15 protein-coding genes are annotated in these 17,083 nt (G+C 69.8%); 9 read left to right on the forward strand and 6 right to left on the reverse strand.

The annotated features are described in order from the left end of the window. Positions 1 to 536: 536 nt before the first annotated feature. On the forward strand, positions 537 to 2,642 hold the full coding sequence (locus MKK50_RS13190) for a M23 family metallopeptidase (RefSeq protein WP_499022859.1): 2,106 nt from the start codon (positions 537 to 539) through the stop codon (positions 2,640 to 2,642). A 30-nt stretch (positions 2,643 to 2,672) separates the two neighbouring features. Here the strand turns inward: MKK50_RS13190 and MKK50_RS13195 are convergent, their stop codons facing one another. The 3 genes from MKK50_RS13195 to MKK50_RS13205 form a co-directional block, all read right to left on the reverse strand. Further along, positions 2,673 to 3,182, reverse strand: coding sequence for a lysozyme inhibitor LprI family protein (locus MKK50_RS13195; RefSeq protein ID WP_499022861.1), 510 nt, complete (start codon positions 3,180 to 3,182; stop codon positions 2,673 to 2,675). A 66-nt stretch (positions 3,183 to 3,248) separates the two neighbouring features. Then, the gene (gene gluQRS, locus MKK50_RS13200) at positions 3,249 to 4,139 is read right to left on the reverse strand and encodes a tRNA glutamyl-Q(34) synthetase GluQRS (RefSeq protein WP_499022863.1); all 891 of its coding nucleotides are present in this window, start codon (positions 4,137 to 4,139) and stop codon (positions 3,249 to 3,251) included. Between the two features lie 32 nt (positions 4,140 to 4,171). Continuing rightward, positions 4,172 to 4,471 carry a hypothetical protein gene (locus tag MKK50_RS13205; RefSeq protein WP_499022864.1) on the reverse strand — a complete coding sequence of 100 codons (300 nt, stop codon included), beginning with the start codon at positions 4,469 to 4,471 and terminating at the stop codon, positions 4,172 to 4,174. Between the two features lie 169 nt (positions 4,472 to 4,640). Between MKK50_RS13205 and MKK50_RS13210 the strand changes: the two genes are divergently transcribed. After that, the gene (locus MKK50_RS13210) at positions 4,641 to 4,913 is read left to right on the forward strand and encodes a hypothetical protein (protein ID WP_253373923.1); all 273 of its coding nucleotides are present in this window, start codon (positions 4,641 to 4,643) and stop codon (positions 4,911 to 4,913) included. Positions 4,914 to 4,935: 22 nt separating this feature from the next. Here the strand turns inward: MKK50_RS13210 and htpG are convergent, their stop codons facing one another. Beyond that, a complete protein-coding gene (gene htpG / locus MKK50_RS13215; protein WP_499022866.1) occupies positions 4,936 to 6,816 on the reverse strand; it encodes a molecular chaperone HtpG in 1,881 nt (626 codons plus the stop codon). Between the two features lie 154 nt (positions 6,817 to 6,970). Next, positions 6,971 to 7,285 (reverse strand): hypothetical protein, encoded by a 315-nt coding sequence (locus MKK50_RS13220; RefSeq protein WP_499023186.1) that lies wholly within the window; start codon positions 7,283 to 7,285, stop codon positions 6,971 to 6,973. A gap of 315 nt (positions 7,286 to 7,600) precedes the next feature. Between MKK50_RS13220 and MKK50_RS13225 the strand changes: the two genes are divergently transcribed. From MKK50_RS13225 to MKK50_RS13255, 7 genes are all read left to right on the forward strand, one after another. Beyond that, positions 7,601 to 9,196, forward strand: coding sequence for a gamma-glutamyltransferase family protein (locus MKK50_RS13225; RefSeq protein WP_499022868.1), 1,596 nt, complete (start codon positions 7,601 to 7,603; stop codon positions 9,194 to 9,196). An 87-nt stretch (positions 9,197 to 9,283) separates the two neighbouring features. Next, positions 9,284 to 10,921: a dihydroxyacetone kinase subunit DhaK gene (locus MKK50_RS13230; RefSeq protein ID WP_499022870.1), complete on the forward strand. Its 1,638-nt coding sequence runs from the start codon at positions 9,284 to 9,286 to the stop codon at positions 10,919 to 10,921. Positions 10,922 to 10,932: 11 nt separating this feature from the next. After that, positions 10,933 to 11,778, forward strand: a complete 846-nt coding sequence (locus tag MKK50_RS13235; protein ID WP_499022872.1) for a class I SAM-dependent methyltransferase — start codon at positions 10,933 to 10,935, stop codon at positions 11,776 to 11,778. Positions 11,779 to 11,832: 54 nt separating this feature from the next. Then, entirely contained in the window at positions 11,833 to 13,125 is a 1,293-nt protein-coding gene (gene oxlT, locus MKK50_RS13240; RefSeq protein ID WP_253374125.1) for an oxalate/formate MFS antiporter, read from the forward strand. Positions 13,126 to 13,243: 118 nt separating this feature from the next. After that, positions 13,244 to 14,479, forward strand: a complete 1,236-nt coding sequence (gene cbiE / locus MKK50_RS13245; protein WP_499022874.1) for a precorrin-6y C5,15-methyltransferase (decarboxylating) subunit CbiE — start codon at positions 13,244 to 13,246, stop codon at positions 14,477 to 14,479. After that, positions 14,458 to 14,877 carry a cobalamin biosynthesis protein gene (locus tag MKK50_RS13250; RefSeq protein WP_499022876.1) on the forward strand — a complete coding sequence of 140 codons (420 nt, stop codon included), beginning with the start codon at positions 14,458 to 14,460 and terminating at the stop codon, positions 14,875 to 14,877. Before cbiE ends, MKK50_RS13250 begins: the two co-directional genes overlap by 22 nt. An 87-nt stretch (positions 14,878 to 14,964) precedes the next feature. Further along, positions 14,965 to 16,056: a GGDEF domain-containing protein gene (locus tag MKK50_RS13255; RefSeq protein WP_499022879.1), complete on the forward strand. Its 1,092-nt coding sequence runs from the start codon at positions 14,965 to 14,967 to the stop codon at positions 16,054 to 16,056. A 68-nt stretch (positions 16,057 to 16,124) separates the two neighbouring features. Here MKK50_RS13255 and MKK50_RS13260 read toward each other — a convergent pair whose 3' ends face one another. Further along, entirely contained in the window at positions 16,125 to 17,033 is a 909-nt protein-coding gene (locus MKK50_RS13260; protein ID WP_499022880.1) for a LysR family transcriptional regulator, read from the reverse strand. Between the last annotated feature and the right edge of the window lie 50 nt (positions 17,034 to 17,083).

The raw sequence follows: 17,083 nt of genomic DNA on the forward strand, positions 1-17,083 counted from the left end.
TGCCCGGCCCAGTCAGCCCACCCTCAGCGATGAAGTCCGCAGCGCGGGTCAACCCGGCGCCGGCAGTCCGCGGCGTCTAGAGCCGGCGAACCGTTCTGTCAACCGACCCAAACCAGCGCCACAGCGCCCGGATCGACCGACACACCGGAACAGAATGACAGCGATCGCCCGATCCAGTCACCCGGATCAGCTCCGCTCACCAACAATCCCGAAGACCAACAAGACCCCCGACCCACCAACCGGTGGACCGCGGCGCCCCGTCGGTGAGGCAGCTTCTATGGGGTCACCGATCCGGCGTCAACGGCCAAATCGAGAAAAGTTCCACATCCGACCACGTGGACATCACAGCCTTACGACAGCCTCCTTGGGGGCCGTCATCAGCAGGGAGCCCGCCGCCTCAATCTGGACATGCTGGCCCCGGACATCGGTCCCGTCGGCCGCGCGTCGTGCCGCGAAGTCCCATGTCGCTCGCCCAGCGCGAGTCTGGTAGGACAGAGCGGGACAACCGGTCCGAAGCGCCGACGCAGAGGAAGTCCGTGACGCGCGAGCGACTGAAGATCGGTGGAACGGCGGCAGCGGCGAAGCAACGCCCGCCGACTCTGCCGCGAGGCGTCGAACCGCCGCTGAACCTCCTTGGGGCGGATGCCCGGCAGATCGATCGGCGCGACGTCAATCTGCGCTGGCTCTGCGCCAGCGCTCTCACCGGCATCACCGGCGCGCTTCTGATGGGCGCGGCAATCCACGTCTCCCTTCAGGGCGATGCATCGCTTGCGGCCGTCTCGGATCGGCCGAATCTCGGTTTCCGTCCGCAGACGCAGGCACCCGCCGTCGAGGAGGCTGGGATCGCCTCCGCGCACAAGGGTGACCGCCTCGTCCGCAATCTGATGATCGCCTCGGCCAAGCAGAGCTTTCGCACCCCGGTGACGGTGCGCCTCGGCGAGCGGGAGATCATCAAGGTCCGTCCCTTCGTCCGGATCTCGTCCAACCTGTCGATGTCGACGGGCGTGTTCGCCAGCGATATCCCACGCTTCGACCCGATGAAGTTCGTCTCCGACGAGCCGCAGGAGCGCGCGCCCGATCCCGGTGCCGCGGACGCGCCGGGCGCCGAGGTCACGGTGGTGAAACGCGATCTTGCCGAGATCGCCGTCGATCCGGGCGCGCCCGCGCTCTCGGACGAGGACGTGACCGCGCAGATCGAGGAGGAGCGGCGCCTCGCGGCGGAAGCCGGGCGGCGCACCGCCCTGCCGCTGGCGCCCCAGATCCTGCTCTCGCGCACCCTGCAGCACGGCTCGGCCTTCGCTGGGTTCGGCGAGGCCAACGGCCAAGGGAGCGGCCAAGGGAAGGGCAAGCTCGGTGAGGACAACAGCCCTTTCAAGTCGATCGAGGTGCTCGTCGTCCCCGAGAACGTGACGAAGCTCGCCAAGGTGGAGCTGCGCGCCGGCGAGGCCCCGCTGGTCGAGGAACGCGACCTCGCGCTCAAGCGCGGGGAAACCCTCGACGGCGTCCTCAAGGCGACGGGGCACGTCTCCGATCCGGCGATCGCGGGCATCGTCACGGCGCTCGGCGGGAAGGCCAAGGTTGCAGCTCTGTCGGAGGGCCAGCAATTCCGCGCACAATTCGCGCCCGGACCGAAACCCGGTGACGGGCGGCAAGTGACCCGGGTGGTGCTGTTCGGTGAGAGCGGTGTCCAGGCGATTGCAGCGATCAACGATCACGGTGCGTTCGTACCGGTCGCACCGCCGGTGGACGAGTCGCGGGGGCGCAACCGGGAGCAGGCGCAGGCCGAGGCGCCGGACGACGATGAGGAGGACGAGGGCAGCGGCCCGCGGCTCTACCAGAGCCTCTACGAGACCGGCGCACGCCACGACGTACCGCGCCCGACGATCGAGGACATCATCCGGATCTTCAGCTACGACATCGACTTCCAGCGCCGTATCTCTTCGGGCGACGGGATCGATCTGTTCTACACCTACGACGAGGAGGCCGGCCCCGCCGCCGCGGAGCGGCCGGAACTGCTCTACGCCGCGCTCAACCTCGGGGGCGAGTCGCGCAAGGTCTACCGCTTCCAGTCACCGGATGACGGCTCGATCGATTATCTCGACGAGCAGGGCCGCTCGCTGAAGAAGTTCCTGATCCGCAAACCCATCGCCGACGGCATCATGCGCTCGGGCTTCGGCTACCGGCGCCACCCGATCCTCGGCTATGCCAAGCTCCATACAGGCGTCGATTGGGCCAACCCGATCGGCACGCCGATCGTGGCCGCCGGCAACGGCACGGTGATCAAGGCGGAATGGGATTCGGGCTATGGCCGCCGGGTCGAGGTCCAGCACATCAACGGCTACGTCACGACTTACAACCACATGTCACGGTTCGCCCGCGGGGTCAGCGCAGGCAGCCGCGTCCGGCAGGGGCAGGTGATCGGCTATGTCGGCTCGACCGGCCTCTCCACAGGCGCGCACCTGCACTACGAGGTGATCATCAACGGGCACTTCGTCGACCCGATGAAGATCCGCGTGCCGCGCGGTCGCGAGCTCGACGGCCGCCTGCTCACCGAGTTCAAGCGCCAGCGCGACCAGACCGAGGCGACGATGCAGAAATCGAAGACCGCCACGGCGATGGCGCAGCGCGACGCGATGCGGTGAGGCGGCCTTCCTTACCGCTCCGCAAAGAAGTCAATGATCCCCATTCTCAACGATCTCCATCAAGTCGAACGTCCTGAGTGCGGTTTGCTCCATGAAGCACTCGCTCGATAGCGGCCCGGCAAGGGTTCCGCCCCGATAGACGTGATAAGACCATTGACACGTTTGGCTGCGAAATTTCAGCCAAGACTGCTGTGCACCCTTCAAGTAAGCCTTACCTTCATCATCGAAGCCAACTATCGCTTGCTGGTAGGTACGGTTCAAAAGCTTGTCCCAAATCGCGTGCTCTCGGCTGATGCACGCGCTCATACCCATCGTGGTGGCGCCATCCTGCGTATCCCGACAAGGTCCAGCCACGCTTCCGATGCAGGTGCGCCGTTTAGCGGACGTCTCCTTGCCCTTGAGGCACGCCTCGATCGTCGCTGCATCCTTCGCAGGCGAGGCGGTGCGATCCGCTTCCTGCGCTAGGGAAGGCGCGGCGAGCGCCCAGGCCGACAAAATCAGGATCGCGCGAAACGATCGCATCGTGCCCAGCCCCCTCATGGTCGCTCGCCGCCCCTCACGGATTCCCGATGGGTCGCTGCGGCACAAGCCCCGTGAGACGCAGGATCAACACAACCGTGAGAACCCAAGCTGCGCCCGCACATCTTCGGCGGTCACGCCCCGGGCGCGCCAGTCCGCGAGCGACGCGGAGCCCTTCGACTTGGCGAGCTTTTCGCCGTCCTCCGCCCGGATCAGCGCGTGGTGGTGATAGGCCGGAGCCGGACGGCGCAGAAGATGCTGGAGCAGGGCGTGCAGGTCGGTCGCCGCTTCCAGATCCCGCCCGCGCACGACATGCGTGATCCCCTGCACAGCGTCGTCGCAGACGACGGAGAGGTGGTAGCTCGTCGGCACGTCGCGCCGGACGATCACCGCATCGCCCCAGCGGGCCGGATCGGCCCCGACCGCCTCTTCTGCGCCGTCATCGGGCGAGAAGCGGCGGATCATGAGGGGATCGGAAAGCGTTCGGAGCGCGGCCGGCATGTCGAGGCGCCAGGTATGCGGCTCGCTCCGCTCGATGCGAGCGCGCCGCTCCTCGGTGGACAGGCTGCGGCAGGTGCCGGGATAGAGCGGGGCGCCATCGGGATCGCGCGCAACCGGCGCGCCGCACGCTTGGCGGGCCGCGACTTCCGATGCGATCTGCCCCCGTGAGCAGAAACAGGGATAGATCAGGTCCCTCGCCGCCAACGCGTCGCGGGCCGCAGCGTAGTCCGCAAAATGCTCGGATTGGCGGCGAACCGGCCTATCGAAGCGAAGGCCGAGCCAATCGAGGTCGGCCAGGATGCCCGCGACGAATTCGGGCCGGGCGCGGCCGAGATCGATGTCCTCGATGCGCAGGAGCAGCTGTCCGCCGAGTGTCCGGGCGATGCGGGCGTTCAGCAGGGCGGAATAGGCGTGACCGAGATGCAGGCGGCCATTCGGGCTCGGGGCGAAGCGGAGCCTGGGTTCCGGGACTTGCATCGTGTTTTCGGACACGCCGGGACAAGCCCTCGTTACGGCTCCCCGGCGCTGCGCAGGCAGGTCACGGGTCCGGAGGTGCAGGCGATGCCCGGCAGCGAACAGGCGGTTTCCTCGCCGATTCGGCGACAGACCTTGCAGCCGTCGCCCCACTCGGCGCAGCTCTGATTCTGGGCCGGGTCCGATGCCGGAACGGCGGTCGGTGCGGGGGGGTAGGCCGCGCGTGGCGCCAGGGTTCCGATCAGCACGGTTGCCGCCACAAGAGCGATCACGCTCCATGTCACTCGGCGATCGAGGCGGGCGGTCTGCGGATCGATCATAGGGTCTGCGGCCATGGCCCGGTGTTGGCGCGGATGCGGCGGGACTGTCAACGCCGCCGCTTCAGACGGAGGCGGAGTCCGCCGGTGCCAGCCTGAACGGGCCTGAAACGCAGAGGTTACTGCGGCTTCGTGCAACCAGGGCGGAAACATCCGGCACGCTCATTGCGATACCGTCGAGCGGAACATGAAGAAGCGGCCCTGGGGAGGAGAGATCGACGCCAGCACGGAGCCCCTACGCATGCTCTACGGCCTCTACTTCCTGACCTGCATGGTTGCGAACCCGACCCATTGCGTCATGCGGGTTCACCGCTTCAACGAAGACATCGTCACCCCGCAGCAATGCCTGTCGGTGGCCCAGCCGCAAATGGCGGCGTGGCAGAACGCCCACGGCGACCGCTGGCGCGTGGCCCGCTTCCGCTGCGGCTCGCCCCCGCGGGATGACGGGACGCGGATCTGATCCTCCGCATCCCGCTCTTGTCTCAGGCCGGCTCGGCCGGCTTCGCGACGGTGCCCGCCAGCGCCGCCGCGACGGCGCGGGCAAAGGCCACCGGGTCGCGCGGCGTATCGCCGTCCTGAACGCGGGCGAGGTCGAGCAACGTCCCGGCCTCGGCCTTCAGATCCGCGCCGGCCTCGGCCCGCTCGTTGAGCGAACGGATCAGGGCGTGGCGCGGGTTGATCTCCAGGATCGGGGCGGAACCGCCGAAACCGCGGCCGGCCCGGCGCAGCAGGCGCTGCATCTGGAGGTCCGGCCCCATGCCGGAGGCGGCGAGCACCACGGCGCTGTCGACGAGTCGGTCGGTGGTCCGCACGTCGGACACGTCCGGCTCCAGCGCGAGCTTGAGGGCGGCGACGAGCGTGTCGAGCGCGGGCGCCTCCTCGGCCGTCTCACCCTCGGGCTTGAGCTTGGCGAGGTCGGCCGAGCCCTGCGTGACCGAGCGCAGGGGCTTGTCCTCGAACTTGCCCAACTGCTCCGGCCAGAACGCATCGACGTGGTCGGAGAGCAGCAGAACCTCGACGCCGCGGGCGCGAAAACCTTCGAGCTGGGCGGAGTTCTTGAGCGCCTCCACGTCGTCGGCGGCAAGGTAGTAGATCGCCTCCTGCTCCGGCTTCATCCGCGAGACGTAGTCGGGCAACGAGGTCCAGCCACCTTCCGTCGAGGAGCGGAAGCGCAGCAGCGGCGCGATCTCGGCGCGGCGCTCGAAATCCTCGTAGATGCCTTCCTTCAGCACCGGCCCGAAGTTCTCGAAGAACTTCTGGTATTCGTCCGCCTTCTCCGCGTTCTTCGAGCGGCTCGACAGCTCGTTGATGACGCGGGTGGTCACGGCGCGGCGGATCTTCTGCAGCGTCGGCGTCGATTGCAGCATCTCGCGGGAGACGTTGAGCGGCAGGTCGTCGGTATCGACCACGCCGTGGACGAAGCGCAGCCAGTTCGGCAGCAACTCGGCCTCGTCGGTGATGAACATGCGCCGCACGTGCAGCCGCACCTTCGAGCGCCGGTCGTCCTCCACCGGCATGAACGGCTTCATGCTCGGCACGAACAGGAGGCCGGTGAATTCGAGCGCGCCCTCCGCCCGCCAGTGCAGGGTCGCCCAGGGTTCGTCGAAGCCGTGGCTGACGGTGCGGTAGAACTCCTTGTACTGCTCCTCGGTGATCTCGGATTTCGGCTTGCGCCAGAGCGCAGTGCCGCGGTTGGCCGCCTCCTCCTTGCCCTCTTCATCGCGGATCGCGATCGGCACGGCGATGTTGTCGGCCCATTTGCGCACGACGTGGTCGAGCCGGTAGCTCTCCAGATACTCGTCGGCGTCCTCCTTCATGTGGAGCACGATGTCGGTGCCGGGCTGCTCGCGGCTCGCCGGCTCAAGCGTGTAGCTGCCCTTGCCGTCGGAGGCCCAGCTCCAGGCCTCGTCCGAGCCCGCCCGGCGCGAGGTGACGGTGACGCGGTCGGCCACCATGAAGGCGGAGTAGAAGCCGACGCCGAACTGGCCGATCAGGCTCGGGCGCTGGTCCTCGCCGCTTTCCGCCGCCCGCTCGCCGAGCGCCTGCGAGAAGGCGCGGGTGCCCGAACGGGCGATGGTGCCGAGGTTCTGCGCCAGATCCTCCTTGCTCATGCCGATCCCGGCGTCCGAGATCGTGAGCGTGCGCGCCGCCTTGTCGGGGGCGATCAGCACCCGGGCATTGGAAGGGAGCGCCAGGGCCTCGTTGGTCAGCGCCTCGAAGCGGCGCCGGTCGGTCGCGTCGGCGGCATTGGCCACCAACTCGCGCAGGAAAATCTCGCGGTCGGAATAGAGCGCATGGACGACGAGGTCCAACAGGCGCCCGACCTCGGCACCGAATTCGTGCCGCTCTACCGTCTCGCTCAAAGGCCACTCTCCCCGTCTGGCGTGCCGCACCGGAACCCCCGCGCCGATGCGGCGGGTGTTCGGTGGAACACGCGAAAAAGCGGGGGCGATATGCCCATGGCGAGACGGCAATTCAATCGCCGCGGGCGTATGTCGGCGGCGAAATTGTCGCGGTTCAGGCCGCCAAAGCCGTCGGCGATGCCGCGCTCACGGCCGGCGCGGACTCGATGCGTTGGTGCACGGTGTCGAACGCGGTGCGGATCGCTGTCACCGCATCCTCGACGGCGACCAGAGCGGCGAGCTGCATATTGCCCGGAACTTCGCCGACGCGGCGCGTCGCGAAGACAATGGAATGCTCGAGCCGCAACAGCTCTTCCTCGGCACTCGCACCGGAAAGATGAGACAAACGCTGAAGCGCGGCCTCCAGAGCATGGCGCAAGACAAGTGTTCTCACACGATCCTGAAGGATCGCCCGTTCGTTCTGCTTCATGTGCGGAGATACCTGCCGATTCGCGAGGGCGATCATGTCATCCCGCCCGCATCGGCGCAGTTCCTTTTCTGCAACATTTGCTGAAAGGCAGAGGTGCAGCCCGGAACCATTCCGGCGTTTCGATAATCCGCTCGGCTCCGACGCATCCTGAGCGCGCATCCGGAGCCACCTGCGATCCTGCAAGAGCCGATCGCGCGGCCGGGGAATGCCGGGGGTGCGCCGTGGCGGCGCGCGCGGCAGTTGCCCTTCACGCCGACGCGTGGTCCTGATCGGGCCTCTCGGCCCGTCCGATCTCAGGTTTCGTCAGAGTCCGTCATGCCCGACACGCCCGTCTTCGCCAATGCGGCCGTCGCCGCCCCCCACGCGCTGGCGGCGACCGCCGGCCAGAACGTGCTGGCGCAGGGCGGCAACGCCATCGAGGCGATGGTCGCCATGGCCGCCGCCATCGCGGTGGTCTACCCGCACATGAACGGCATCGGCGGCGACGGCTTCTGGCTGATCCGCGAGCGGAACGGCCGCGTGCGCGGCATCGAGGCCTGCGGCCCGGCCGGCCGGCTCGCGACCCGCGCCCGCTACCGCGAGAAGGAGCTCGAGGCGATCCCCTCCCGCGGCCCCGACGCGGCCGTGACGGTGGCCGGCACCATCGGAGGCTGGCGCCTCGCCCTCGACATGGCGCACGCCTTCGGCGGCCGGCTCCCCCTCGACACGATCCTCGCCGACGCCATCCGCCACGCCCGCCAGGGGTGCCCGGTCTCGGCCTCGGAGGCGCGCTACGTCCCGAAGGAGCTCGACACGCTCCACGACGCGCCGAATTTCGCCGCGACCTATCTCGATGACGGCAAGCCCTACGCGGCGGGCGCGATCCGGGCGCAGCCGAAGCTCGCCGACACCCTGGCCCAGCTCGCCCATGCCGGGCTCGACGACTTCTACCGGGGCGATATCGGCCGAGAGATCGCCAGCGACTTGGAACGTCTCGGCGCCCCCGTCACCCGAGCCGACCTCGCCGCCTACGCCGCCAAGGAGCGGGCGCCCCTGACGCTGCGGCGGCGCGACGCCACACTCTACAACTTCCCGCCGCCGACCCAGGGCCTCGCGGCGCTGATCATCCTCGGGATCTTCGACCGGCTGAAGATCGCCGAGCCGGAGAGCACCGCGCATTATCACGGGTTGATCGAGGCGACGAAGCGCGCCTTCGCCATCCGCGACCGCTTCGTCACCGACTTCGACCGCCTCACGGGCGACCCGGCCGCCTTCCTCGATCCGAAGCGCCTCGACCGCGAGGCCGCGCTGATCGACATGCGGCGTGCGGCGAGCATCCCGGTCCGCTCGGGCGAGGGCGACACCGTCTGGATGGGCGCGATCGACAACGAGGGCATGGCCGTCTCCTTCATCCAGTCGGTCTACTGGGAATACGGCTCCGGCACGGTGCTGCCGGGAACCGGCATCTGCTGGCAGAACCGTGGCATGTCGTTCTCGCTCGATGCCAACGCCGTGAACCCGCTGGAGCCGGGCCGGCGCCCGTTCCACACCCTGATCCCGGCTTTGGCCGCCTTCGACGACGGCCGAGTCATGTCCTACGGCTCCATGGGCGGCGACGGGCAGCCGCAGTTCCAGGCGCAGATCTTCACCCGCTACGCCGATTACGGGATGTCGGTGGCCGATGCGGTCGACGCGCCGCGCCTGCTCTACGGCCGCACCTGGGGCGCAGAGTCGCTGAGCGTGAAGGTCGAGGACCGGTTCGATCCGGCCTGTATCGCGGCGCTCAAGCGGATGGGGCACGACATCGAGGAACTGGGCGGCGCCTATATCGACTCGCTGGGTCATGCCGGCATGCTGGTGCGCCACCTCAAGAACGGGCGGATCGAAGCGACGCACGATCCGCGCTCCGACGGCGGCGCGGCGGGGCTTTGAGCTGAGACGCGGCTTGCCCCGCTGACAATGCAAGCTACCCTCCCGCCGAAGTCCGACCGACAAGCGGGCGCGACGGGAGGCTCCGCCTTGTCCCACTTCATCAACGACCGTGCCGGGCTCGTCACCGACGCCATCGACGGGCTGGTCGCGGGCAGCGGCGGTGCGCTGGCCCGGCTCGACGGCTACCCCGAGATCCGCGTCGTGCTGCGGGCCGAGCCCGAGTCCGGCAAGGTCGCCGTAATCTCCGGCGGCGGCTCGGGGCACGAACCGGCCCATGCCGGCTTCGTCGGGCCGGGGCTGCTCGCGGCGGCGGTGTGCGGCGACGTGTTCGCCTCCCCTTCCGTCGATGCGGTGCTTGCCGGCATCCTGGCTGTGACGGGCGAGGCCGGCTGCGTCCTCGTCGTGAAGAACTATGCCGGCGACCGCCTGAATTTCGGCCTCGCCGCCGAGCGCGCCCGTGCGCTGGGCCGCCGGGTCGAGACCGTGCTGGTGGCCGACGACATCGCCCTGCCGGACGCGGCCCAGCCGCGGGGGCTCGCCGGCACGCTCCTCGTCCACAAGGCCGCGGGCCATGCTGCCGCCTCCGGCGCGCCGCTCGCCGAGGTGGCGGCTTTGGCCCGGCGCACGGCCGGCGCGGTGCGCACCCTCGGAATCGCCGTCTCCACCGCGACGATACCAGGCTCGAAACCGGAGCCGCGCCTGAACGAAGGCCAGGCGGAACTCGGCCTCGGCATCCACGGCGAGCCCGGCATCGAGCGCATTGATTTACCCCGCGCCGACGCCCTCGCCGAACGCATGGCCGCGCGCTTTGCCGCCCCCATTGCGGGGGCCGAGAGGCTGGCGCTCCTCGTCAACAATCTCGGCGCGACCACGGCCCTGGAGATGGCGGTGCTGACGAAGGCGGTGCTCGCGACCGACCTCGGACGGCGGGTGCGGCTGCTCCTCGGCTCCTCCCCGGCCATGACCGCGCTCGACATGCACGGCGCCTCCCTCACCTTCCTGGCGCTGGACGACACCATCGAGGCCGCCCTTCTCTCCGAGACACCGGTCGCCGCCTGGCCGAACGCCCGAATCTTACGCGAGCCGATCGTCCGGCCGCTGCCGGAGGGGCTGGCCGGCGGGCCTGCACCGGCCCCGTCGCGGGATGCCAGCGTCGCCGCGCGGATCGAGGCGGTGGGCCAGGCGCTGATCGCGGCGGAGGCCTCGCTCAACGCTCTCGACGCGCGAGTGGGTGACGGCGACACCGGCTCGACCTTCGCCGAGGGTGCGCGCGCCGTGCTGGCCGGTCTCGACCGGCTGCCCCAGGCCGAGCCCGCCGCCCTGTGCCGGGCTTTGGGCGAGCGCCTCGGACGCGCTACCGGCGGGTCGAGCGGCGTGCTGCTCTCGATCTTCTTCACCGCCACAGGCGCAGCGCTCGCCGAGGGTGCTGACTGGCCGGCAGCCTGCGCCGCCGACGTCGCGCGGGTGCGCGAAATCGGCGGCGCCGGCCCCGGCGACCGCACGATGCTCGACGCGGCGATTCCGGCGATCGAGGCGCTGGCAACCTCCGGCCTCGGCGCAGCGGCGCGGGCCGCCCGCGCAGGCGCCGAGGCAACCGCCGGGATGGAGCGTGCCAGGACCGGCCGCTCCAGCTACCTCGCCGGCCGCGACCTGAAGGGCCACCCCGATCCCGGCGCGGTTGCGGTGGCGATCGCCTTCGAAGCACTGGCTGCGGACGTCACGTGAGTGGAGCGACCATGAGCACCCCGAACCAGGACCAGAGCGACTACTGGAACGGCGAGGTCGGGCAACGCTGGGCCCTCTACCACGAGGCGCTCGACACGGCTTTCGCGCCCTTTACCCAGGCCCTGTTCGCCCGCGCCGCGCTCACGCCCGACATCCGCGTGCTCGATATCGGCTGCGGGGCGGGCGACACCGCGCTCCACGCGGCGAGGCAGGTCGGGAGCGGCGGCCACGTCACCGCCGCCGACCTGTCCGAGCCGCTGCTGGCCGTCGGCCGCGAGCGGGCGGCGCGGGAGGCGCCGGGCGCCGCCCCGATCGATTGGCTTCGGGCCGACGCCCAGGATCATGCCTTCGGCGCCCGCTTCGATCACGCCCTCTCCCGCTTCGGCATCATGTTTTTTGAGGATTCCGCTGCGGCCTTCGCCAACATCCGCCATTCTCTTGCTCCGGGCGGACGGATGAACTTTCTGTGCTGGCGAAGCATGGCGGCGAACGCCTGGGTCACCCTTGCGCGGGATGCGGTGCTGCCGATCCTGCCCGAGGCCGAGGCACCGCAGCCGGGCGCGCCGGGCCCCTTCCGCTTCGCCGAGCCGGAGACGCTTCTGCCTCTTCTTGAGGCAGCCGGTTTTCACGCCGTCGAATGCGAGCCCGTGGATCGGATGATGCGGGTTGGCGATACCCCTGAGGCAGCGGCCGACTTCGTGGCGACCCGCGGCCCCATCGCTCGCTTGCTGCGCGAGCGGGAGCCGGCCGTGAAGGACGCTGCCTCGAAAATCATCACGGAGCTTTTCCGAGGCCGCTTCGGGTCCGGCCCGGTGGAACTCGGCGCCGCCTGCTGGCTCGTCACTGCGCGAACCTGAGGTTCTTCTTTGGCACGCCCCTTGCCATGGCCCAGTGCCGGAAGGGAGTGAATGATGCATACAATTTCCGATCGGACGCGGTGGATCCAGCTCGGGCTCGGTCTCCTCGTCATGATGACGATCTCCAGTCCGCAATATGTCTGGACGCTGTTCGTGAAGCCGTTCCAGGCGACCACCGGCGCGAGCCTCGCCGCCGTGCAGGTCGCCTTCACGATGCTGATCGTGCTTCAGACGTTCTTCTCGCCGGTGCAGGGCTGGCTGATCGAGCGCTTCAGCGCCAAGGCGATGATCGCGCTCGGCGCCGCCCTGTCGGGGCTGGGCTGGGTCGCGGCCTCCTACACCGACACGCTGTGGGGCCTCTACGCGACCTACGGCCTGCTCTGCGGGCTGGGCACCGGCATCGTCTATGTCGGCGTGGTCGGCCTGATGGTGCGCTGGTTCCCTGAGCGGCGCGGCTTCGCGGCCGGCGTCGTGGCGGCGGGCTACGGCATGGGCGCCATCGCCACCACCTTCCCCATCACCGACATGATCGCGGGCTCGGGCTACCGCCACACGCTTTTCGTGTTCGGCGCGGTCATGGCCGTGATCGGTGTCGCGGCAGCGCTCGGCCTGCGCACGCCCAAGGCCGGCGAGACCCCCGCCATCCCCGCCGACAAGGTGGCGAGCGCCGCCCGCGACGTGGCCCCGGCCCAGATGCTGAAGACCCCGCTGTTCTGGCTGATGTTCGCCATGATGGCGATGATGTCGACCGGCGGCCTGATGGTGGTCGCGCAGTTCTCCGCCTTCGCCAAGGAATTCGGCGTCGCCGACGCGATGGTGTTCGGCTTTGCAGCCCTCCCTTTCGCACTCACCTTCGACCGGATCACCAACGGCCTGACGCGGCCCTTCTTCGGCTGGGTCTCCGATCATGTCGGCCGCGAGAACACCATGGCGGTGGCCTTCGCGCTCGAAGCCGTCGCCATCGGCCTGCTGCTGATGTTCCGTGAGAACGCCTACGCCTTCGCCCTGCTCTCGGGCGTCGTGTTCTTCGCCTGGGGCGAAATCTTCTCGCTGTTCCCCTCCACCCTCACCGACACCTTCGGCACCAAGCACGCCACCACGAACTACGGCTTCCTCTACATGGCCCAGGGCGTCGGCTCGCTGCTCGGCGGTCCCGTGGCCGCGCTGATCCACGATGCGGTCGGAAGCTGGGTGCCGGTCTTCGGCATCGCCATCGGCCTCGACCTCGTGGTGGCGGCACTCGCGTGGTTCGTGCTCAAGCCCGCCCGCCGCGCCTATCTCGGCGTGCCCGGACCGGCCGTGCCGGACGTCGCCCTGCCGCTCGCTGCCCGTCCGGCGGCGGGCTGAGGCGCAGCCCGCTCCCAGCCCCTGGCCGTTCAGGCCGGGGGCGCGTAACGAAGTCCGCGAGACGGCTCCCGTCATCGCGGACTTCTTGCATGCAATCGACCCTGTGGCAGCCGCTGCCATGACGGCGCCGTCCCGTGAGCCTGATCACGCACCATGGCTCGCCATCGTCGGCATCGGCGAGGACGGGCGGGCGGGCCTCTCGCCTTCCGCCGCCGCCGCTATCGATGCGGCGGAGGTGGTCTATGGCGGGCGCCGCCACCTCGCCCTGGCGGCGCCGCTGGCCGCCGAGACCCGGCCCTGGCCGAGCCCGATCGACACGGCCTATCCCGGCATCCTGGCGCGGCGCGGCCGGCCGACCTGCATCCTCGCCACAGGCGACCCCTTCCATTACGGCATCGGCGCCGAACTCGCCCGGCGGGTGCCGGCGCACGAGATCCGCGCCTTCCCGCAGCCCTCCGCCTTCAGCCTCGCCGCCGCCCGGCTCGGCTGGTCGCTGCCCGAGACGGCGTGCCTCACCCTGCACGGGCGCGACCTGTTCGGCATCGTGCCGCATCTCCAGCCCGGCGCCCGCATTCTCGCCCTGTCCTGGGACGGCGCGACGCCCGCGGCGGTCGCGCATCTCCTGGCCGAGCGCGGGCTCGGTGGTTCGCAACTGACCGTGCTCGAAGCCATGAGCGGCCCGAACGAGCGGGTTCGCGAGGCGCGGGCGGAAAATTTCGCCTTGAGCGAGATCGCCGCCCTCAACACCCTCGCGGTCGCGGTGGAAGCGGCGCCCGGCGCCCGGATCGTCCCGCTGAGCCCCGGTCTCGCAGACACGTGGTTCGAGAATGACGGCCAGCTCACCAAGGCCGAGATCCGCGCGGTGACGCTCGCGGCCCTGCGCCCGCGGGCCGGCGAGACCCTGTGGGATCTCGGGGCCGGCGCCGGCTCGGTCTCGATCGAGTGGTGCCTGCGCCATCCCGCCAACCGCGCCGTCGCGGTCGAGCGCCGACCGGACCGGGCCGAGCGGATCGCCCGCAACGCGCGGGCGCTCGGCGTCGGCCCCCGTGTGCAGGTCGTCGTCGGCGGCTCGCACGCGTCGCTGCCCACCCTCCCCTCCCCTTGGGCGGTCTTCGTCGGCGGCGGTGTCGCCGAGCCCGGCCTGCTCGCCGCGTGCCGCGATGTGCTCCCGCACGACGGCCGCTGCGTTGCCAACGCCGTCACCCTGGAGGGCGAGGCCGCCCTGCTCGCGGCCTTCGCGCAAGCCGGCGGCGCCCTGCGGCGGCTCTCCGTCGCCCATGCCGTGCCGGTCGGCGGCCTCACCGGCTGGCGCCCGGCCATGCCGATCACCCAGTGGGTCTGGACGAAGCCGTGACGCCGCCCCGCCTCGTCGCCGGCATCGGTTTCCGCCGGGCCACGACGACCGCGGAGATCGTCGCGCTGCTGAACCGGGCACTTGCCGAGGCCGGGCTCGCATCCGAACAGCTGAGTGCCATCGCCACCGCCGCGGACCGGGCCGGCGAACCGGCAATCCGCGAGGCCGCCGCTGCCTTCGGCCTCGCGCCAACAGCGCTTGATGCGGCGACGCTGACGGGGGCCGATGCACGGGTCGTGACCCGCTCAGCGCGGATCGAGGCGAGCCGCGGGGTCGGCTCGGTGGCGGAGGCCGCGGCCCTGGCCTGCGCCGGCCCTGGGGCGCACCTCGTCTTGCCCCGCATCGCAAGCGCTGCCGCCACCTGCGCCCTCGCGCTCAGTCCGTCAGGATTTTCTTAACCGCAAAATCGCAACGCCCGACCGATGAAGGGAACCTTTCACGCGACCTGAGCCAAAACCGCACTGTACAGCAGGGAGGCGCGGGCAATGACGGACTTGTCGGTTCCCACCCTGCAGTTCACCGATTTCCTGGTCTTCGGCGCCTGTGCCGCGATCTTTCTCTGCGCGTGGCTGCTGAACCGGCAGAAGACCTACTTCCTCTGCTTCGGCGCGAGTTACGCAGTCTGCGCGACCATGGCCGTGTGGTTCGTGGATTTCGGTTATTACGGCAGCATCTGGTCGCCGTTCGGCTGGTCGCTCGCCGGGGCGGCCTTCTGGATCGGGCTTCGGCTCTTCGACGGACGCCCGGCGGTGACGGGGCCGATGATCGGCCTGTTCCTGCTCCCCACGGTCACGCATCTCGGGCTCACGCTCGCGGACGCCAGCCCCACCGCGGTCAATGCTGGCAGCACGATCGCCTACGCCATCCACGAGGCTGCGGCGGCCGTTTATGTCCTGCGAAGTTCACCGCGGCGATCCCCGCTGCGCCACCTGGTCGCCGGGGCCCTGCTCGCAATCGCGCTGGTGATCTGCCTGCCCCTGCTCCCGGTGTCCGAGCCGTCGGTCCGCCTGTCCGTCATCGCCATCTTCATCGTCGATCACATCACCTCCATCCTCCTCACCACGGCGATTCTCGCCCTGGAGGCGGAGCGGGCCTATGCCGCCGTCGCGCGGATGGCGCGGACGGATGCCTTGACGGGCGCACTGAACCGGCAGGGCCTCGCGTCCGAGACCGGGAGCGTGTCGGAGGCCGGCATCATCGTTGCGGACCTCGACCACTTCAAAGCGATCAATGACCGGTTCGGACATGCTGCGGGCGACGCGGTGTTGCGCGACTTCGCCGCGCGGGCGACCGCGCTCCTGCCCGAGGGCGGCCATCTCGCGCGGTTGGGCGGCGAGGAGTTCGGAATCGTGCTGCCGGGGCGCGATCACAACGCGACGACCTATCTCGCCGAACGTCTGCGCCGCGCGGTCGGCGGCGCGCCCATCGCCTGGAATGGATCGGCCGTTCCGATCACGGTAAGCATCGGCGTCGCGATGCTCGGGGCCGGCGAGGCGTTGAGCGAGAGCCTGGAGCGCGCCGACAAGGCTCTCTACGACGCCAAGTCCGACGGCCGGAACCGCGTCCGGGTCGCGTAAGCGCGGTGGCCCGAAGGAACGTAGAACGGGCACCGCTCACCGCCTCCGCCGCCTCCGCAACCCGCTCCTCAGCTTGTCCGGTCGCCTTGTGACACGCTGCCGATCCTCTCCGCCGCGAAGCGCTCACGGAGCCATGCGGCGGCAGGCCCGCAGGGCCGCTGCTTGTGCCAGACCAGTTCGAGGGCGATGGGCCAGTCGCCCTTGTCGAACTGCAGGTCCGGCGTGACGAGATCAGGTGCGGTGAGGGACGAGGCGATGACGTGATCGGTGACGAAAGCCCAGCCGATTCCGTGCTTCACCATCTCCAGGATCACCCAGTGGCTCTCGACCCACCACACCTCGGCCGCCACCCGCAGACGGCGCTTCTCCGGTCCGTCGCTGCGCGCGGCCACAAGGATCTGGCGGTGGCGCTTCAACTCCTCCCACTCCACCCGCGCCTTGGCGAGGGGGTGGTCGCGTCCGCAGACGAGCTTGAGCGGCACCCAGCCGATGGTCTGGAAGCCGAGTTCCGTCGGTAGGACCTCCTGGCGCCACATCACGCCGAGGTCGGCGGCGCCCGACTGCACCATGCGGCTGACATCCTCCATCAGCGGGAAGAGCAGTTCCAGTTCCACGAAGGGGAAGGCCTGAGCGAACTCGGCGAAGAGGGCGCCGAGCGCGTGCTCGGGGTAGAGCTCGTCGATGGCGACGACCAGCCGGTTCTCGACCCGCTGCTCCAGGCTGCTCGCCACGCCGATCAGGTGCTCGCGCCGGTCGAGCACCACGCGCGCCTCCAACAGCAGGCGCTCTCCTGCCGGTGTCAGCACCGGGTTCCGGCCCGTCCGGCTGAACAGCGCCAGCCCCAGATCGGTCTCGAGGTTGGCCACTTGCGTGCTGATGGCCGATTGCGCCTTCCGCAAAACACGGGCGGCGCCCGAGAACGACCCGGCCTCGGCCGCCGCCACGAAGGCCTGAAGCTGGTCGAGCGAGACGGCCATCCATCTGTTTTCCAGATATTTCCTAACTTGGCCCCATTGGTATCGCAGAT

Source organism: Methylobacterium sp. J-043 (assembly GCF_022829505.1).
GTDB lineage: Bacteria > Pseudomonadota > Alphaproteobacteria > Rhizobiales > Beijerinckiaceae > Methylobacterium > Methylobacterium extorquens_A.